This is a genomic window from Psychrobacillus antarcticus (genome assembly GCF_029533155.1).
In the GTDB taxonomy this organism is placed as follows: domain Bacteria; phylum Bacillota; class Bacilli; order Bacillales_A; family Planococcaceae; genus Psychrobacillus; species Psychrobacillus antarcticus.
Genome location: NZ_JAIZDB010000008.1, coordinates 1 through 18671 on the forward strand (window position 1 = coordinate 1; position 18671 = coordinate 18671).

At 36.0% G+C, this 18671-nt stretch carries 14 protein-coding genes and 2 pseudogenes; 4 read left to right on the forward strand and 12 right to left on the reverse strand.

The genetic code is table 11. From position 1 onward, the window contains the following. The first annotated feature begins 92 nt into the window (after positions 1-92). A protein-coding gene (locus LDK52_RS05890) for an IS3 family transposase (RefSeq protein ID WP_277585025.1) occupies positions 93-1237 on the forward strand; the annotation gives its coding sequence in 2 pieces (ribosomal slippage) (positions 93-381 and positions 381-1237; 1146 coding nt in all). 38 nt (positions 1238-1275) lie between these two features. Here the strand turns inward: LDK52_RS05890 and LDK52_RS05895 are convergent. The 8 genes and pseudogenes from LDK52_RS05895 to LDK52_RS05930 all read right to left on the reverse strand — a co-directional run. After that, positions 1276-1695, reverse strand: a pseudogene (locus tag LDK52_RS05895) (purine/pyrimidine permease); the annotation flags it as partial. 98 nt (positions 1696-1793) lie between these two features. Further along, on the reverse strand, positions 1794-2249 hold the full coding sequence (locus LDK52_RS05900; RefSeq protein WP_277585026.1) for a nucleoside deaminase: 456 nt from the start codon (positions 2247-2249) through the stop codon (positions 1794-1796). Positions 2250-2349: 100 nt separating this feature from the next. Continuing rightward, complete coding sequence (locus LDK52_RS05905) at positions 2350-3891, reverse strand: xanthine permease (protein WP_277585027.1); 1542 nt, start codon at positions 3889-3891, stop codon at positions 2350-2352. 429 nt (positions 3892-4320) lie between these two features. Beyond that, positions 4321-4842, reverse strand: a pseudogene (locus tag LDK52_RS05910) (carbamate kinase); the annotation flags it as partial. A gap of 8 nt (positions 4843-4850) precedes the next feature. Beyond that, positions 4851-6035: a tetratricopeptide repeat protein gene (locus LDK52_RS05915; RefSeq protein ID WP_277585029.1), complete on the reverse strand. Its 1185-nt coding sequence runs from the start codon at positions 6033-6035 to the stop codon at positions 4851-4853. A 71-nt stretch (positions 6036-6106) separates the two neighbouring features. After that, positions 6107-7531 (reverse strand): YlbE family protein, encoded by a 1425-nt coding sequence (locus LDK52_RS05920; RefSeq protein ID WP_277585030.1) that lies wholly within the window; start codon positions 7529-7531, stop codon positions 6107-6109. Positions 7532-7533: 2 nt separating this feature from the next. Further along, entirely contained in the window at positions 7534-9078 is a 1545-nt protein-coding gene (gene fdrA, locus LDK52_RS05925; RefSeq protein WP_277585031.1) for an acyl-CoA synthetase FdrA, read from the reverse strand. After that, entirely contained in the window at positions 9056-9994 is a 939-nt protein-coding gene (locus LDK52_RS05930) for an oxamate carbamoyltransferase subunit AllH family protein (protein WP_277585032.1), read from the reverse strand. Before LDK52_RS05930 ends, fdrA begins: the two co-directional genes overlap by 23 nt. A gap of 211 nt (positions 9995-10205) precedes the next feature. Here LDK52_RS05930 and LDK52_RS05935 point away from each other — a divergent pair, with 211 nt between their 5' ends. The 3 genes from LDK52_RS05935 (at position 10206) to LDK52_RS05945 (ending at position 12990) form a co-directional block, all read left to right on the forward strand. Then, the gene (locus LDK52_RS05935) at positions 10206-11900 is read left to right on the forward strand and encodes a PucR family transcriptional regulator (RefSeq protein ID WP_277585033.1); all 1695 of its coding nucleotides are present in this window, start codon (positions 10206-10208) and stop codon (positions 11898-11900) included. A gap of 55 nt (positions 11901-11955) precedes the next feature. Continuing rightward, the gene (locus LDK52_RS05940; protein WP_277585120.1) at positions 11956-12177 is read left to right on the forward strand and encodes a HAMP domain-containing protein; all 222 of its coding nucleotides are present in this window, start codon (positions 11956-11958) and stop codon (positions 12175-12177) included. Positions 12178-12798: 621 nt separating this feature from the next. Beyond that, positions 12799-12990, forward strand: a complete 192-nt coding sequence (locus LDK52_RS05945) for a hypothetical protein (RefSeq protein ID WP_277585034.1) — start codon at positions 12799-12801, stop codon at positions 12988-12990. Between the two features lie 919 nt (positions 12991-13909). On the opposite strand, the gene LDK52_RS05950 is transcribed toward LDK52_RS05945, so the two are convergent. The 4 genes from LDK52_RS05950 to LDK52_RS05965 all read right to left on the reverse strand — a co-directional run bounded on the left by LDK52_RS05950 (position 13910) and on the right by LDK52_RS05965 (position 18669). After that, a complete protein-coding gene (locus LDK52_RS05950) occupies positions 13910-15163 on the reverse strand; it encodes a Zn-dependent hydrolase (RefSeq protein WP_277585035.1) in 1254 nt (417 codons plus the stop codon). Positions 15164-15527: 364 nt separating this feature from the next. Continuing rightward, on the reverse strand, positions 15528-16463 hold the full coding sequence (gene arcC, locus LDK52_RS05955) for a carbamate kinase (protein ID WP_277585036.1): 936 nt from the start codon (positions 16461-16463) through the stop codon (positions 15528-15530). A 19-nt stretch (positions 16464-16482) separates the two neighbouring features. Further along, entirely contained in the window at positions 16483-17394 is a 912-nt protein-coding gene (locus tag LDK52_RS05960) for an oxamate carbamoyltransferase subunit AllH family protein (protein WP_277585037.1), read from the reverse strand. Then, positions 17395-18669: a YlbE family protein gene (locus LDK52_RS05965; RefSeq protein WP_277585038.1), complete on the reverse strand. Its 1275-nt coding sequence runs from the start codon at positions 18667-18669 to the stop codon at positions 17395-17397. Positions 18670-18671: the final 2 nt, after the last annotated feature.

Sequence of the window (18671 nt, forward strand, 5' to 3'; positions counted from 1 at the left end):
TGCACTGACCTAAACAAATGAGACAAATAAAAACACCTTTCGTTGAAAAACGGGTATACAATACCTAAATTCAACACGGAGGTGTTTTTTCTATGGGTACAAGAGTGAGTTATCCAGTAGAAGTAAAAATGAAGGCTATTGAAATGCGATTGGCTAAGGTACCTGTAAAAGAAGTAATGGAAGAATTAAATATTCGAAACTATACACAGTTGAAAACATGGATGCGATGGTATCGAAATGGAGAAATCCACCGTCTTCACCAACCAGTTGGCAAACAATATACCTTCGGTAAAGGACCGGAATATGAAAGTGAGACAGCCAAACTACAGGCCGAGAATCGGTATTTGAAACAGCAGATTGAAGTCTTAAAAAAGTACGAGGAATTGGAAAGGAAGTGGCGCCAAAATTAGTGATTCAATTAGTAGAAGAGTTAAAGGGTGTTATGGCGGTTGGAGAGATCTGTCGTCACCTTGGCGTAGGTTGCTCGTCCTACTATCGTTGGAGAAAGAATGCGGAACAAATCACCCAAAAGGAAGTTCGAGATCAGCAGATTGGCGACTTGTGCAAACAACATAAATTCCGATATGGTTATCGAAAGATTGCAGCTCTGTTCACAGGAGTTTGTATGAAGACCGTGCAGCGTGTCATGCAAAAATATGGTTGGCAATGTCGGGTGAAGGTAAAAAAACGCAAGCGTACCGGGCAGCCAGCCTTCGTCGCAGCCAATTTATTGGCACGGGATTTTTCTGCATCTAAACCCCTCGAGAAGCTAGTAACGGATATTACATACTTGCCTTATGGCCAATCCATGATGTATCTTTCTAGTATTCTCGATGTCTACAATGGTGAAATTGTGACACAAACTATCGGTTTTAAACAAGACACCGATTTCGTGTTGGACACGCTTAACCAATTGCCTGAGCTACCCGAAGGGTGTATTCTGCATAGTGACCAAGGTTCCGTTTATACCTCCTATGCTTATCAAAAAGCAGTCAAAGAAAAAGGAATTATCATGAGTATGTCCCGCAAAGGCACACCAGCTGATAATTCCCCAATCGAAACGTTTCACTCCACGCTAAAGACTGAAACGTTCTATCTCGACGGTATCTACCGCACAACGAATGCGCGAGTGATACAAATCGTCGAAGAATTCATTACTTATTATAACAATATCCGTATTCAAACGAAACTAAACAACCAATCTCCGGTTCAATACCGTCAATTGGTTGCAAAGTAGGGTGTTTTATTCCTGTCTCAAAAAGTATAGTCAGTGCCAATTGCTAAAAGAAATAAAAAAGTCCCTGTCACAATCGGGGTAAAGAGAAAGAGTAAATGCCGTAACCATTTGGTTATTCCTAATAATAACAATGCTATACCGGAAATGATTAAACCAGCTTCAAGTATCTGTAGTGTTTCCATCATTGAATTCCCCTGCTGTAAACCGACACTCGCATAAATAACAAATATACTAACCCATGAACCAGCAGGACCATCAGCAATAGGATAACGGTGACCAATTTTTGCTTGGATAAATGAACTTAAACCAACAATAAAGAACGTTCGCTGCATAAGAGATGAAACTTCCTGTTCTGAAAGGTGAAACATATTACCAATAACAATGGGAAGTGCAATTGAGTTAGCTAATAAATAAACAAACCATTGTATTGTACTTAAGTAGTTATTTTCTATTTTCATTCAGTGCTTCATTCACCTTCTGTAGAATTACTAAAAAACCAAAATCCGGCACCGATAGGAACAGCGCCGAATGATGTAAAAAAACATACAAACTATGATTATTTATTATCGTTTAATTTATGAAAGTGCTCCCATAGGTAGTCGACATCTTCTCTGTCTTCCACTTTAATCATTTTAACTACGCTATCATCTTCCCCTTTTAAATAGGCACGAAGATGTTTATCAGAGAAGCCATGAATGTGGGCATCTTCACTTGTACTGCAATAGTAAACAGTTTTAATACCAGCCCATATAATAGCTCCCATACACATTGGGCAAGGCTCACAAGTTGCATAAATTTCGCAATCTGATAAGTCAAAAGTTCCTAATTTTTTAGTAGCCTCACGAATAGCAACCATCTCTGCATGTGCTGAAACATCTGTGTCTCTCATCATTGTATTTCCAACAGCGGCAATTACTTCACCGTTACGGACAATAGTAGAACCGAATGGGCCACCATGTCCTTTATCCATCCCTACAATAGTAGAGTCTACAGCTAATTTCATGTAATCCATTTGATAAACCTCCAAATACTCTCGATTTTTTTATTAATCGATGTTCAATTCTCTCACTTTGAGAATGTAATAATAGAAAGAGCACTCACAAACTTCCATTTTATTCAGTAACAGGACCAATATTTTCTTTCTTATTTACATATAGTTTATAAGCTAAGAGTATTGCAACTAGAAGATATCCAACAACGAAAGGAATTGCAGTATCTTGCCCAATTCCAACTGTGCTTGTATGAATTGCACCTACAAAGGCCAAAACAGCTCCTAGTAATGCAGCTACAATAGCACCCAATGGCGTGTTACGGATAGTAAATACAGCTATAGAACCCCAAATTACACTAGTAATAGGAGCACCATTACCTAGAGCTACCAATCCATCGTAGAAAAGTCCAGCATTGTGCAGGGTAAGTGAAGAAACTTGATCTGCACCTTCTCCTACAGTCACACCAGCAGCTGAAAGTGCATTATTAACAGCAACAAGTGCCCAGTTAGCAACCCATGGGAAGAAACATACAAAGATTGCTGGAGCTTCAAATTTCGGACTTTCTTTAACAACTTGATGACCTGTTACAATCGCAATAAACACGAGCATCGGAACAATAGCGGCAATTGGGACTACAGCTAGTAAGACACCCATTAGACTGAAAATCGATAATAAGAATATAGCAACAGAACTAGCAATAGAATAGCCTAAACCTGCACCAACTTCTTTCCAACCAGCATGACCAACATATACTGTTACTGGGAATGGGTTACCGAAAATGCCACCTATTGCAGTTGAAAAACCGTTTGCAAGCATAACGTCTCTAGTATTGTACTCATCCCCAACAACCGCAGCAGCTTCAACGTTTTCCAGATTAAAAATGAAGTTAGATAAACCTAGAGGTATAGCAGTTAATAAATATGGCAATGCAGCTTCAATATGATCGAAAAGCCCATCTAAATGTAACATTGGAGGATTAAATCCAAATGATTTTAGAGATTCGGTAACATCAGCAGGATTTTGATATCCAGCTATCCAAGCAATAGCAGTACCAATTAAAATCAATAATAAACCTGTAGGTACTTTTCTAAATATTGGATGTTTACTTAACCAGTTCATGAAGATGACTATTAAGGCAACAAAAGCCACGACAGGCATTTCAAAAGATTGTAGCATTGGGTTCATACCTAAGAATACAAATGCCAAACCTGCCAAAGATGCTAATAGAACAGTTCTAGGTACAAGCTTTCTTATTGTATCTCCTATGAATGCACCTAAAAATAAAATCGAAGCCTCAATAAAGCCCCAAAGCACAGCAACTGATGTTGTGAAAACAGCATCCTGAGTTTGATGATATAAAGGAAGCATGATCACAAATACTATAAGAAAAATACCAGGCGAACTAGAACCTGATGGTAATGCCGTAACATCCGTTCTACCTGTTTTCTTCGCTAATTTGTAGGCAAAAAAGGCAAAAATAATACCGGATAACAATACTGCAAGTCCAAAGCCAGGAACAATTCGTTTAAAAACAAAATCAGTTGGCATCCCAACTACACCGATTAATAGTGAGATCATAACCAAAAAGTCTGTCAAAACGTTAACAAATAAACCAAAAGAAGCAGCAATGTCTCCTTTTTTCCAAAAAGCTACTTTCTCCATGACTAACACTCCCCGCTTTTTATAAAAAGCCTGTTTAAATTTTGATCTCAAGCGAGGATCCATTCACTTGAGAGCATTTGCCATTTGTACAAAACCTTTGCACATTTGTTTAAATATCTCTAAAAGATACCTGAATTAATTAATTCTACATATTGCAAGGCTTACTTTAATGCCACAGTATGGATAATTAAATTAGCGCATTTGCACTAAACCTTACATGCTTAGTGTAAACAAAATGCACAAAGCAGTCATTGTGTATTAAAACCAAAAATAGTTGCATACTTTTAGGCATATTATACAAGGTAGTAGGTAAAAATAAGTCAAATCTGTAAATCATTTTAACCATAGTTTAGCTGGTAATTTACGATGTCTTTTGATTATCGTATTTCTTAAAAATCTGTGCTAATAAGCTAAAAGAACGCCCCTTCAAACGATATTAATTGGTCTTGGAGATGGAACAACTCGACGGTATCCACGGCCTGAATCTTCAATGAAAATCCAGTCTGGATGTACTTTTTTCATTTCTTCTGCTTGCTCTAATGTAAAGAAAGAACCTACAGGTTTTGTTGGAATTTTAAAGTTAGGATCATCTTTACTTACTTCAACCTGTGTAATGATAGTAGCAACTTTTTTGTTAATGCTTCTTTTTGCAAGTTCATTTGTTAATGCCTGTTGAATTTGGTATCCAATTCTGCCTTGTGTATCTGCTCCACAGTTAACAAGCGGCACTTCAGGCATACCAGTGACTTCATGAGCAATTTCAGAACGTCTTAATCCGAAACCTACTTGAGAGCCATTACCATGAGTAACGACAACATTATAGCCTTCTTCTATCAACCTATAATGTTAACAACTGTTTCTTTTACTGCTTCATATTGATCTTGAACAGTCAAGACCATTCCCCTTAACTAGTGCATTGCCTCCAATGGCTACAATTACAACTTCATTCACCACAAAATTTAGTATTTTGCTTTTTTTTCCTTTTCAATCAATTCAAGAGATTGCTCTTTATGCAAATGATATAATGGATTTTCCGGATCATTAGCAATTGCATTTTCGATAGCTTCAATCGCCTCTTCATGCTTGCCTAATGACCTAAGGCTGTTTGCTTTATGGAAAGAGAAATCATAACGATTCGGCTGAAGAGCCAGCAGCTTATCCATTTCAGCAACGGCTTCTTCATGTCTGCCAAGTTCTCTTAAATAATTCGATTTATGATAACGATAGAATGTTTCATTCGGATCCAGATCGCAAGCTTTATCATACTCAGCTATTGCTTCCTCCGGTTTTTTCCACAATCTCAAACAATTTGCAGTGTAAAAATAGAAATCTAAATCATCTGGATTAATGGATAATGCTTTTTTGTATTGTTCAAGTGCTGCTTCATATTGCTTTAACTCTTGAAGGAAGTAACCTTTATAATAAATATAATCAGACTGTTGATTGTCTGATGTTTCTAATGCTTTATCCATTTCCAAAATTGCATCTTCATAATTGTCTATTTGGGCAAATGATTTTGCATTGTTGATAAACTGATTGGTTTCTTCCCATTCTTTTAGCAATATTTGAACTACTTTTTGTTGATGAAGCTTTTTTGCATGTTGAAGGGATGAAATTCCATCTCGATCAACTAAATTTACATCTGCACCAGCATCAACAAGAGTTTGAATAATATCAGCGTATAATCGGCCACCGTTCCCTAAAATAACGGACTCAAGCAAAGCAGACCAGCCTAGATTGTTCACATGATTCACTGGAACTCCAGCATCCAGACAGACCTGTACAGTTTTCAAATAACCTTTTTCGCTTGAAGGTAATAAAGCCGTACCCCCGAATCTATTCACACTAGATAATTCAGCACCATTGTTAATCATCAATCGTGTAATCTCATAAAATCCATTTGCTGCGGAGCAAATAAACGGAGATAATTGCGTAACATCTCTCGTATTTGCGTCACTTCCCGCTTCGATTAATATTTTCACTGCTGCTACTTGATTTTTTTGGGTAGCTGCCATTAAAGCAGTACGTCCAGCTTCATCCTTGAAGACCACACTAGCACCATCAATTAACAGCTTTCTTATAATAGAGGTACTTCCAAGTTCACTTGCTTTTATTAGTTCTAAATTTAAGGATTGATTATCCACAATTTTTCTCTCCCCTGTACAACCTACAAAATTATTTAAGCCCTAAACAAAGTTTAGGGCTTATTTTATTCTTAAATAGTTTCACTTAAAGCTAGAATAGCTTTTTCAAAAGCTTCCACTGGAGGATTAGTAATACCAGCACCAATCATACCAATTCCTGCATCTTTATGAGCAATTGCAGTATTAATAATCGGCATAATTCCAGTTTGAATTACTTTCTGAACATCGATTCCAGTTGAAATACCCATGAAGTTTAATAATGGGATTGTTACATTCTGATTTTCAGTTGTTGTAATTTCTTTCATTTTTGTTGAATAATTAATTGCATCATCAATGGTTCCACCAACAAGTGCTACTATTGCTGGAGCTGTTGCCATTGCAAATCCACCAATTCCATAAGTTTCCGTAATTGCACTATCTCCAATATCTAGCCCAGAATCTTCTGGTTTATAACCAGCAAACATTGGTCCAATTACTTTTTGAGCTGGTCCTGTAAACCATGTGTATCCAGAAATTCCACTAACTCGAATTCCGAATTCTACACCATTACGTGCCATTGTAGTAACAATCGTACTATTCTCTATTCCATGTGCAGCATCAAGTGCACATTTAGAAAGTGCCATCCATGTTGGACCGGAGAAATAGTCACTACTCGCTACAAACTCAAATACTTCTTTTTTCTGCTCCGTTGTGAAATCTGTTTGAATAATTAATGGCGTTAAAGCTTGAATCAATAAAGTTGTTCCCGCTATATTTCTATTGTGACATTCATCTCCCATATGAAGTGCTTGCGCCAACATTAAGCGTAGATCAATTCCATTTGAACTTAGTTTCATCGCTTCTTTTAAAATAGGTCCAAGTACATCGCGCATCCAATTTAGACGATTAATGACACTTTCATCATTAGCACCCATCCGAAGAATTTTTGACATTTGCTCACTCAAGTTTGTATATGCAATATTTCCGTATGTTTTGTTTTCCACAATGTGCATAAACATCGATGCTGATGTAACACCTGCCATTGAACCAACACAATTGTGCTCATGGCAAGGAGAGAAAGTAATTTCGCCAGAAGCTGCGAGTGCTGCTGCTTCATCTAAATCTTTCGCTAACCCTTCGAATACAATTGCTCCTGTTACTCCACCCTTCATTGGTCCGTTCATTTTGTCCCAAGTTATTGGGGGACCAGCATGCAGGATAGTCGTTTTCGTCATACCAGGAACAACGTTAATCGCTTGGTCAAAACCAATTAATACAGGTTGAGAATTTACAATTCGTTCAACTGCAAGCTTATTTGCAGCTTCAATTTTTTTTGCAACACTTGGCTCTTCTAATTTATCTAATGCTGCAATAATTTCTATTTTCCCTCTACCTGGGGGTGTCCACTCTAAATGTGTCACGGTTGCATGTTGTTTTGACATATCATCTTTGAAGGATTCAATTCCTACATTTATAACGTTCAGCTTTTCATTAAAAAGTTCATTTATTTTACTCATGATTATTCTCCTTTCACAACAAATTCTCTCGCTAATAAGCCAGCATTTTGACTACTACTTGCATGTGTAGCACCTGCTGCTATTAGTTTGTTCACTTGACCTTCAATATTTTGACTATCTAACTCTGTTCCTAAAATATATCCGATGATTTCTAAATGTCTTCCTTCACTTTCAGCTAGTTGTTTTGCTTCAATAATCGCTGGTAGCATTACACCAACTGGATCTTCATGTGCACCAAATCCTAAAACAAAGTCCATTAGAATTACACCTACGGATGGATCTTTTGCTTCTTGGATAAATCGCTCAATACGAGTAGAAGGATCGATCATTGGATGTGGTTTCCCTTGTGTAAATTGGTCATCTCCAAAATCGATAAAAGTATGACCTTGGCTAACTTTAACGTCTTTTAAGCGATATTCTGGTTCTCTTTGAATATTACTATAGACATCACTAAATTTTTCCATCGCAATATGCATAGCTTCATCACAAAGTGTTCCACCACTGAATAAGCCACGAATGTATTTTTGTTCAGATGTTAATTTTGCACGGACTTCTTCAATTAGAGGAAGATTAAGCGCACGTTTATTTAACTTGCTTTCATCAGCTCCAGCTAGTAAAACTGCTTTTAGTGCAGCTTCTTTAGACATTTTGGCAAAATGCCCACCAGCCTTTGTAACTTTCTCTTCATCTCCGCCAACAAACCATACGACAACTGGTTTTGTGCAAAGTTGAATTTGTGCTAATACTTTTTCTTCAACACTAGGAGCTGGTGGTTTTGAGACAAGTACAATAACCTTTGTTGCTTCATCTTCTTCAAGTGCTTTTATACCATCCAACATCATAATGCCGCCGACTTCTTTACTTAAATCACGACCACCTGTACCGATAAGTTGAGTAATACCGCCACCAAATTCATGGATACGAACACTTATCTCTTGACTACCTGTACCAGATGCGCCAACAATACCAATATTTCCTTTTCTTACTGCATTTGCAAAACATAAAGCTACGTTGCCGATAATTGCAGTCCCACAATCTGGACCCATCATTAACAAACCTTTTTCATGAGCCAATTGTTTTAACTCAATCTCATCCTCTACTGATACGTTGTCGCTGAACATCATAACGTGAAGATTATTTTCAAGTGCTTTTTTTGCTTCTCGAGGTGCGTATGCTCCGTTTACCGCTATAACAACTAAATTCGCTTCTGGAATATTTTCAGCAGCAGACTTAATGGTAGAGTACCTAGCCTCACTCGTTCCTTTTGTAGTATTTTTCTTCGTTAATAGTTCTTCAATTTCTTCTAAAGCGTTTGCACAAATTCTCTCATTCTCGGCTTTTACAATAATCATTAAATCACTTGTTTTCGCTTCTTCTATTTCAACTGTCATTAATCCAACATTGCTAATTACTTCTTTATTCATTTCCGTACCCATTGCAATAATGGCTTGCTCAACTCCGTCAATTTGATTTGCTTTCGTTGATAAAGACATTAATGAAACTGAATCGAAATAAGTGTTTGCTTTAACTATTACTTGAACAATCATTTAATAGACCTCCATTTTTAAAATTTATTTCTAGTCCAGCAAGAATCCCTAAAGCAATATCTGTTCCAGATGAAGAACCAATATTTAATACATTGTTTAAGGAAAGTATCAGTTCTTCTTTCTCTCCAGTTAACAACACTTCTATTAAAGTAATAATAGATTCTCTTACTTTCCCATCAGATGCTTTTTTTAGAGCCATGTAGCTAATATCATTTGTAGCGGTTTTAGCTACTTTTTCAATTTCTTTGCAAAACTCTTTATGCTGAGAAAGATAACTTCCATTTAAATGGAAAGTTGTAAATAACCCAACTAAAAAATCATCTCCTGATGGAGTTAATCCAGGACCAAGCCCAATTAGTGAAACTGCGTGTTTTAAAGCACGTTGTATTTGTTTATTTAACAACTCATTTAGGACTAAATTAGTTCTTTCATGAAGCATTTTTGACATTTCAAGTTCAAAAGGACTTTCACAAAACGACTTACTTTTAATACCTCCACCTGTCCCATAGGTTTCGATATGTCGCTTCATTTGTTCTACGTTTTTCTTCAAAACAAATATATCGGTTGGATATGTCGGTAATATTCCTTCCCAACAATTTGCCCGTTCGATAGTAATGGTCAACTTATTTCCCAAGGATATATGGTTATTTCCTGTACACACTTTATCATTAACTTGTACATTCCATTCTTTGATGCTTGCTGCATCGACGATTAGCGTATTAGGTCCATTATCTATTTCTTTACAGGCAATAGTGTATAGTTCCCCATCTTCCAAGCATTGTATATTTAATGTGTGTTTAAAAGTACTGTGAATAAAACCATTGAGCTTTGAGCGGGTAATTCTTTGAATAAAATCATTATTTCCTGATTTGGCATATATCATATCTCTAGTTTCACCTCTATTTTGAAGGTTCATGCGCCTTCTTTTTAAAGATTCACCCCTTTCACAGTTTGTTCATAATATACAATTACTAGTTTTTTCTTTGACATAGTTTCCCTTTACATTAATACTATAGAATAGAATACATAGTATGGTCATTGTCCAATCAAACCAAAAAGTGTGAAAAGTAATTGTGCACGTTGTACAATTTAAGAGAAAATCAAATTGTTTAAGGAGTGTGGAAAAGTTGCTAACTGTTCAAGACCTACTAGAAATAAGGGCTATAGATGGTTTAAAAATTATTGCGGGAGAAAAGGGGATAAATAACAAAATATCCATCGTCAATATTCTTGAAAATCCCGATGCTTTTGATTGGCTTTCACCTAATGAATTACTGCTATCGACAGGATATATTTTTAAAGACAATGTAGAATTACAAAATAAAATCATCCAAGAGCTTTCAGAAATTAACTGTGCAGGGCTTGTCATTAAAATGAAACGATATTTTGATAAACTTCCTCAAAACATGATTGATGAAGCAAACAAGTGTGGTTTACCACTACTAGAACTGCCTTTAGGTTATACACTGTCTAATGTTATATCCATCATTAATGAAAAAGCGTCAGGTAGATATGATTTATTAAATAGACAAGCTCTAGACATGCATAATTTATTTTTTAAAATAACATTGGAAGGCGGCGGAATTACTAGAATTTCTTCGATGTTATCTGGAACAATTAGTAATCCAATAATCATTGTAGATAAAGATTGGAAGCTCCTAAATTACTCCGAGCATATGGATAATAAAATCTTAATCAAGGATTCACTTGATGTAGTATCAAACAAGCCTATATTTAATAAAAAGTTCACGGATACTATTCCAGATAATTTAAGTGACATGAAAAAATCAATTAAAAGAATTTATGACTTAGATGGAAAAAACATAATTTGCCGCATTATGCCAATTGCAGTATCTCGAGATATATATGGTTATATCATTATTTGGCAAACAGTAAATGAACTAAAGGAATTTGACTATGGCATTTTACAACAAGCGACTACGATCATTGCTCTCGAGAGGATAAAAGCGAAAGAAATTGAAGAAGTGAAATTAAAAATAAGACATGACTTCTTCGACGACTTACTCTCTGGAAAAATTACATCTCCTGAAACTTTACAAACGCTATGTGATTTACACGGACTAAATCCAAACTATATGTATTACTGTACTGTGATAAATATCGAAGTAAAAGAAGTAGAGAAATTTGAAGATATGATTAGCGGTAAATTCAAGATGGACAATATTGCACAAAAATGCGTGCAGTTGATATACGAATTGTCCTATAAAACAAAAGGTGAAGTGACCTGTTTCCATAGAAATAACAGAGTAATTGTTTTGGTAGGGCAAAGTAAAGATAGACCTCCAATTACAGTTACCGAAGCAAAGCAATATGCGACTGATTTACATGAAGAACTTGTAAAAAAGATAAAGAAAACGTTTTTAATAGGTATAGGACAACAATACAAGGATATTAATTTATTGTATAAAAGTTTTTCTGAAGCAAATGAAATGATTCGTTTAATGCAGCAACTTAATGAAAAAAATGATATTTCGCATTTTGAAGATTATTCCGTTTATCATCTTTTAGATTCAAATGTAAGCGTTCCTGAATTAGACGATTTTCTTCAAAAATGTTTAGGAAATGTTTTAGAACACGACAAAATGCACGTAACTAGTTATATCGATACTTTAGAAAACTACTTTTACAATAACCAAAACGTTTCTGAAACTTCAAAAGCGATGTATTTACACAGAAACACTCTAATTTATCGAATAGAGAAGATTAAAGAAATATTAAATACAGACCTGAAAAACGCAGAAGAGCTATTACGTATTCAAATTGCATTAAAGATTTATAGAATATTAAATAAAAATATGTAACTATATAAAAATGCAATCTCTTTAGCTTTTAACTAGTAAAGTTAACAGATTTTTTATACCCTCCCTATTTTTTACAAAGTCAATCATTCGCCCTGTTGATGAAATGAAATCATTAATGCAAGAAGCTGAAAAAGGAGACTTAACTGTCCAAAGTACATACAAATCAAATGATGAGATTGGCATTCTTGCAGCATCATTTAATCAAATGCTATTAAATTTAAAAGGACGAATTGATCGCGTACGTGAATCTTCTGAACAAGTTGCGGCTTCTTCCTAAGAACTAATGGCAAGTGCAGAACAAACAAAGTATAGAAGTATAGTATCTACAACTAAATAACAATAAATGCGTAAGCATCAAATAGTGAACACATTGTTTCTTATAAGAAAAACCTGGCAAAAAAACGCCCGGTCTTCTAGGATCTAAACCTGTTTCTACTGTTTTCGAAGGGCTTTGTACAGATTTATTGCTAAATAATTACCATTTGATTTTTTAAAGATGCTGGTCGTGACTGAAGTCACGACCAGCATCTTTTTTCTCGGTAATCTTATGGCTATTAACTGTCCGTCGCCCTTCTACAACTTTTAGAAACGGGTTAGATCATTTTTGGGGTAACTAGAGAAAAGATACTATCCTAATAATTGAGGAGGCTCACGAAGATGCAATTTCGTTCGCTATTTCGCTTCTTTATTTAGTAAACACTTACTAATTCTCTTTTTACCACTATATAAAAGAAAATCTCATTTCTTCCTCATTTATTCAATAGTCGATTTTATCCCTATATTAACTTTGTCTACTCTTATCGTCTTAGCGATAAGCTCTGCTAATCTTCTTATCGAGTACTACTCACTTAATTGATTGGAGTGAAAGGTGGCGACTCCAGCTGGATGAGGGAGACAGATGAGACATCACATCGACGCGCAAGCGACGGTGATGGCTCATCGCTCACCCCGCGGAACGCATCTACCTGAAACGGAAATCAGTAGTATTATTCATTCTTTAAAGTCCCATGAATTCAGTGTACACGGTACATTTTTATATACTTTCTTATCTTTTAAGAAAAACCTGGCAAAAAAACGCCCGGTCTTCTAAAAGAATAATGTAGATATGAAATTGATTTCCGCTCCGATCGAACGCGTTCCGTGGGCACGGCTTCAGCCGCTTCCCTCGCTTACGCTCAGTCCAGGGTCTTCAGCTCGCGCTGTTTCCACTGGAGTCGCCGCTCTGTGCTCCAATCAATTAATTCCACTTTATATGAGCGGATAATTGGCTATAAAACCACTTAAATATACAATATAGATGTTTCATCTTAAAATATGTAAAGCTGAAAGGGACTCATATCAAAGAAAATCCACTTTCTACATTCTACGTTATAGCATAATATCTCTAATTCATCAGACTGTTTTATCCCTATATTAACTTTGATTACTATTATCGTCTGAGCGAGAGGCTATGCTAAATCTTTAAGTACAGTACTACTCACTTAATTGATTGAAGTGAAGGGTGGCGACTTCTGCGGGATGAGTGAGACAGATGAGATATCACAGCGACGCGCTAGCGACGGTGATAGCTCATCGCTCACCCCGCGAAACGCGTCCACCTGAAACGAAAATCAGTAGCATTAATCTATCTTTAAAGTTCTGTAAACTCAGTGTTCATGCTGTATTTTTATATACTTTCTTATCTTTTAAAAAGAAAATGCCTTTCCGACTTTTTTGTCAGAAAGGCATTTCTTTTTTCTTAGATTGAATATAGCAATCAGCTGGGAGGTCTTTTGACCACGCAATAAGATGGTCAATTTTTAGATCCTCTTCCATGTGTGCACTATTTGACGCTTAGGTACATCAGATGAAATGGCAAAAACAGTTTTATTCTTAGCTTCTGATGACTCTTCACAGGACAGAGAAAACTCTCCAGACTTTGCTTCAATTCGCTCCAGGCCATGTAATTCTCCCTCATGTATATATTTTAAGTATTTGTTAAATTAGTTAGTCTATTATTCATCTAAATACTAGTTTTCCTGAATTATTGAATCCATTTTAGAATAATGTATGACAATTTTCTCCAATACATCTATACCTATTAATATATCATCTGGATCGGTATATTCATCTGGATGGTGACTAAGACCATTTACAGATGGAACAAAGATCAATCCGGTAGGGCATAAATTTACCATGTTCATAGCATCATGACCTGCACCACTTGGCATCATTTGGTAAGATATATCCTGTTCCATGCAAATTGTTTCCATAGCATCAATAATTTCAGTAGATAGTAATACTGGTTCTTCCTTAATTATTTCCTGACTTACGATTTTTAAAAGTCTATTTCTTTCCACTAATTCTATCGTTCGATTTAGATGATCTAACACCCGTTGTCTTGAAGGTAATGAAGTCCCTCGAATGTCCACTTTGATTTCTACTTCGCCTGGAACCACGTTCATCGCACCTGCTTGAATGTCTAATACACCAACCGTAGCAACTGTTCCATGAATTTGTTCGTTTTTTGCTACTTTTTCAAGTTCTAAAGCTATTTCAGATGCACCAAGAAGAGCATCATTTCTCATATTCATTGGTGTTGTACCAGAATGTGAAGGGGTTCCTATTATTCTAATAGAAAACCTAACTGGGGCAGCTATTCCAGTAACTATACCAATCTTTTTATTTTCGCTTACTAAGACCGGACCTTGCTCTATATGCAATTCAAAAAATGCCTTTATATCTTCATCTTTCCTACTCGCATATTCAACACTATCAATTTCAAATGCACATAATGAAAGTGCCTCTTCCAATGTAACTCCATTACGGTCTTTTAAATGTCTAACTTTTTCCTTATCAAATACACCGGCCATTGCTTTGCTTCCTAAAGTCGAAACACCAAATCGAGAAGACTCTTCACAAGCAAATGAAATTATTTCAATGGGATGATCTGTTTCAATTCCTTTTTCATTAAGTCGTTTTACAACTTCCAACGCAGCGGTAACACCAACTACCCCATCATACTTACCACCTTGATAAACTGTATCCAAATGAGATCCCAGTAACACTGGTGGAAGTCCCTTTATTTTACCCTCTCTTCTCCCAATAGCATTTCCAGACTGATCTATCCGAATATCTAATCCTTCGTCTTTACACATCCGCAGAAAAGCTTGTGTACATGCCTGTTCTTCATTCGTATAAGCAACTCTCGTGATTCCTTTATTCCCTGAGTTATATTGATTTATATTATTAAAAAGTAATTGATATCTTTCCTTATGATCCATAAAGCTCTCCCGCCTCACCATTATAGTCTCTTCTTATTATAAGTCCTCAGAATATTATAATCATTAAAGAAAAAAATTTTAATTTATTTTATTTATAGAACTTTTTAAAACTGTTTAAGAAAATAATTATGTATGTAGTAGAAAAAATGCGGGGATAATGGGGAAAGGAATTGAGAAATTAGTTTACGTCTCAATTGGTATATTATTTGGGTAAATATAAAAAGTACTGTCTACCGCTACATTCTGAAAGAAAGTAACGATAGACAGTCTAAAATTTATATAGTTGATTAGAACTAGTTTAGGTTGCTTAAGAAAAACGTATAATGGATCTTATCTAAATTGAAAGATAATTATACAGTTAACTTTACTTTACAATACGTGTACCTGTTTTTCCAGCAAGAGCATCTTGAAGCTTATCAATAGTAGTAATGATAACGTTCTTTCCACCTTTTTGTAGGAAAAGAATAGCTGCCTCAATTTTTGGACCCATGCTTCCTTTTGGAAATTGACCTTCTTCCAAATAACGAAGTGCATCTTCAATCGACACTTCCAACAGATTTTGTTGTTCTGGCGTACCGAAGTTAATAGCAACTTGTTCTACACCTGTCAAAATGAATAAATAGTCCGCATTAATGTCAGCTGCAAGTAATGCACTTGCGAAATCCTTATCAATTACTGCTTCAACGCCTTCTAATTTACCGTCTTTTTCGATTACAGGAATTCCACCTCCACCAGCAGTAATAACGGTAATGCCTTTTTCAAGCAATGCTTCTATCGCTTCTATTTCTACAATTTTCACAGGTTTTGGAGAAGCAACAACACGTCTGTATCCTCTTCCACTATCCTCAACAAACGTAAGATCTCGTTCTTCTACAATTTTTTCCATTTCTTCTTTTGAATAAAATGGACCAATTGGTTTTGTAGGATTCTCAAATGCAGGATCATTATTAGAAACAACAGATTGAGTCACTACAGTAGCAATTGTTTTATGGATATTTCTTTCAACCATCTTATTTTTAAAAGCTTGTTGGATTAAATAACCTAAGTTTCCTTGAGTTTCCGCATCTAATACATCTAAAGGATATTCTGGAACCACGGATTTGGCCATTTCTCCTCTTATTAACGTATTACCAACTTGTGGTCCATTTCCGTGAGTGATCACAACGGTATGACCCTGCTCCATTAATTCAAGAACAGGTATGGCGCTTTCCATAATATTCTGGCGCTGTTCTTCAATTGTACCAATTTGACCTTCTTTAATAATTGCATTTCCACCAATTGCTAGGACGACTTTACTCATATTTAAACACTCTCCAACCTTATATTTTGTTTCTATACTTATTTTTAGTTCTAAAAGCCAGCATTCCAATAAGAATACCTAATACCGTATCCAATCCTGAACTGTGACCAACTCCAAGTAAGTCATGTAAGACTTTCTCAAAATTAGAAACATCATCGACAGCAAGGGCATTAACCATATTGGAAACAGTGGAGCTATACTCCTTTTTAAGTGCATACCTTAAATATTCTCTTGCCACATCGGTCGTAATCGACTCGCCTTCAATTAGCTCTGAAACTTTGTCATAAAAGGCGGTGGAAAGAGAAGGAGAAACAGCATCAAAGGCAAGCAGTCCGACAATCATATCATCCCCTGAAGGAGTCAAGCCTTGTCCTCTTCCGAGAAAGTATCTAAGAACTTTCTCTATTAAATGCTCATCATTCGACATAGCCGCTTCAATCAACATAATCAAATAAGGTTCAGCACCAAGCCACTTTTGTTTACCATCTGCATGAAACTTATCTAAGAATTCTCTGAAAGAAACATCTAATCCCGTTTGTTCTTCTATTTTTATTAATTGGAAACAAAAATGTTCTAAACTAGTATGAAAAATAGTTGTGTTTTTCATACTAGTTAGTTCATTTTTAAAACTTTTACCTTTTTCCATACTAATAGTAACCCCTGGTAATTCAATGGAGTTTGTTCTTTTATTCCAGATAACTGTATCTCCGTTATTTACATAGGAAACAGCACGTGAAGTATCTATTTCCTGAAGATGAACTCCAAATGGCAGAGAACCGTTCTTATTATTTCCAATAAATACTAGAGAATCGCCCATTTTAATATTAAAGCCATTAGAAAAACGACTATGAACGTGCCCATTTTCATTATTAGAAAGAAGGAGAGGAACTAGATAACTATAGTCCTCTCCAAAAAGAGTAAAATTATTCATTTATTGCGGATCAATTAGACCAAGTTTTACAGCGTATGCATCAATTGCTTTTTCAAAAGCAGCTATTGGAGCACGAACGGTACCTGCACCAATTTGGCCAACTCCTGCTTCTCTATGTGCAATACCAGTGTTAATAATTGGTTCCATTCCAGTTTCAACAACTTTTCTTGCGTCAATTCCTAGGCAAGAGCCTTTGAAGTCCCAAGTTGGAATAGAGAAGTTAGGGTTATGATCAATACAAATTTCCATCATATCATTACTTGTATTAACTGCATCGTCCATACCACCGGCACCTACGAAGCGTGTAACACCAGGAGCAGCAATCATTGCAAAACCGCCTATTCCGAATGTTTCAGTAATGGCACTGTCACCCATATCAGGACAAGCCATATCTTGATCATAGCCAGTAAAGAATAATCCTTGAGGTGTATTAACTGGTGCAGTAAACCATTGGTCGCCCATACCAGCAATACGGATACCGAATTCATAACCATTACGGCTCATTGCTGTTACAACGGTGCCATGTTGAATTTCACGTGCTGTATCCATTACTACTTTAGTAGTTGCCATTGCAACATTCAAGAAGAACTGGTCTGTATCAGCCAAGAATTGAATAACATCTTGTTTATCTTTATCTGTTACATCTGTTTGTAAAATATGTGGCACCAGATCTTTTAAGAAAATAAGTGAACTGGCAATATTACGTTGGTGGAACTCATCTCCCATTGTAATTGCTTTCGCAATCATAACGTTAATGTTTAATCCGTCACCTTTAACTTTTAGAGCTTTAGAAAGTGTTGGACCAAGTACATCTTTGAACCATACTAAGCGGTTGATAACTTCTTCAGAATACGCACCAAATCGTAGAACTGCACCAATACCTTCATTCATTGTGCAATAAGCGCTATTTCCGCCATCACGATTTTCTACAACAAGAACTGGCATATTCCCAGATGTTATTCCGCCCATTGGACCAACAGCGTTCACATGGTGACAAGGAATAAATTCGATTTCTCCATTTTCAAGCATTTTAGATGCTTCATCAGCGTTAGATGCCCAACCTTCAAATAACGTAGCTCCTATACAAGATCCTTGCATCGGGCTTGTCATATTTTCCCATTTCATAGGTGGTCCTGCATGAAGTAATACTTTTCCATTTAATTCTTTGATAACAGATTTAGCTGGAACAACATCCACTAAAAATGGTGCGCTTGATACAATTTTATCGATAACGGCTCTGTTCGCTTCATCAATTGTTTTAAATTGTCCGTACATAT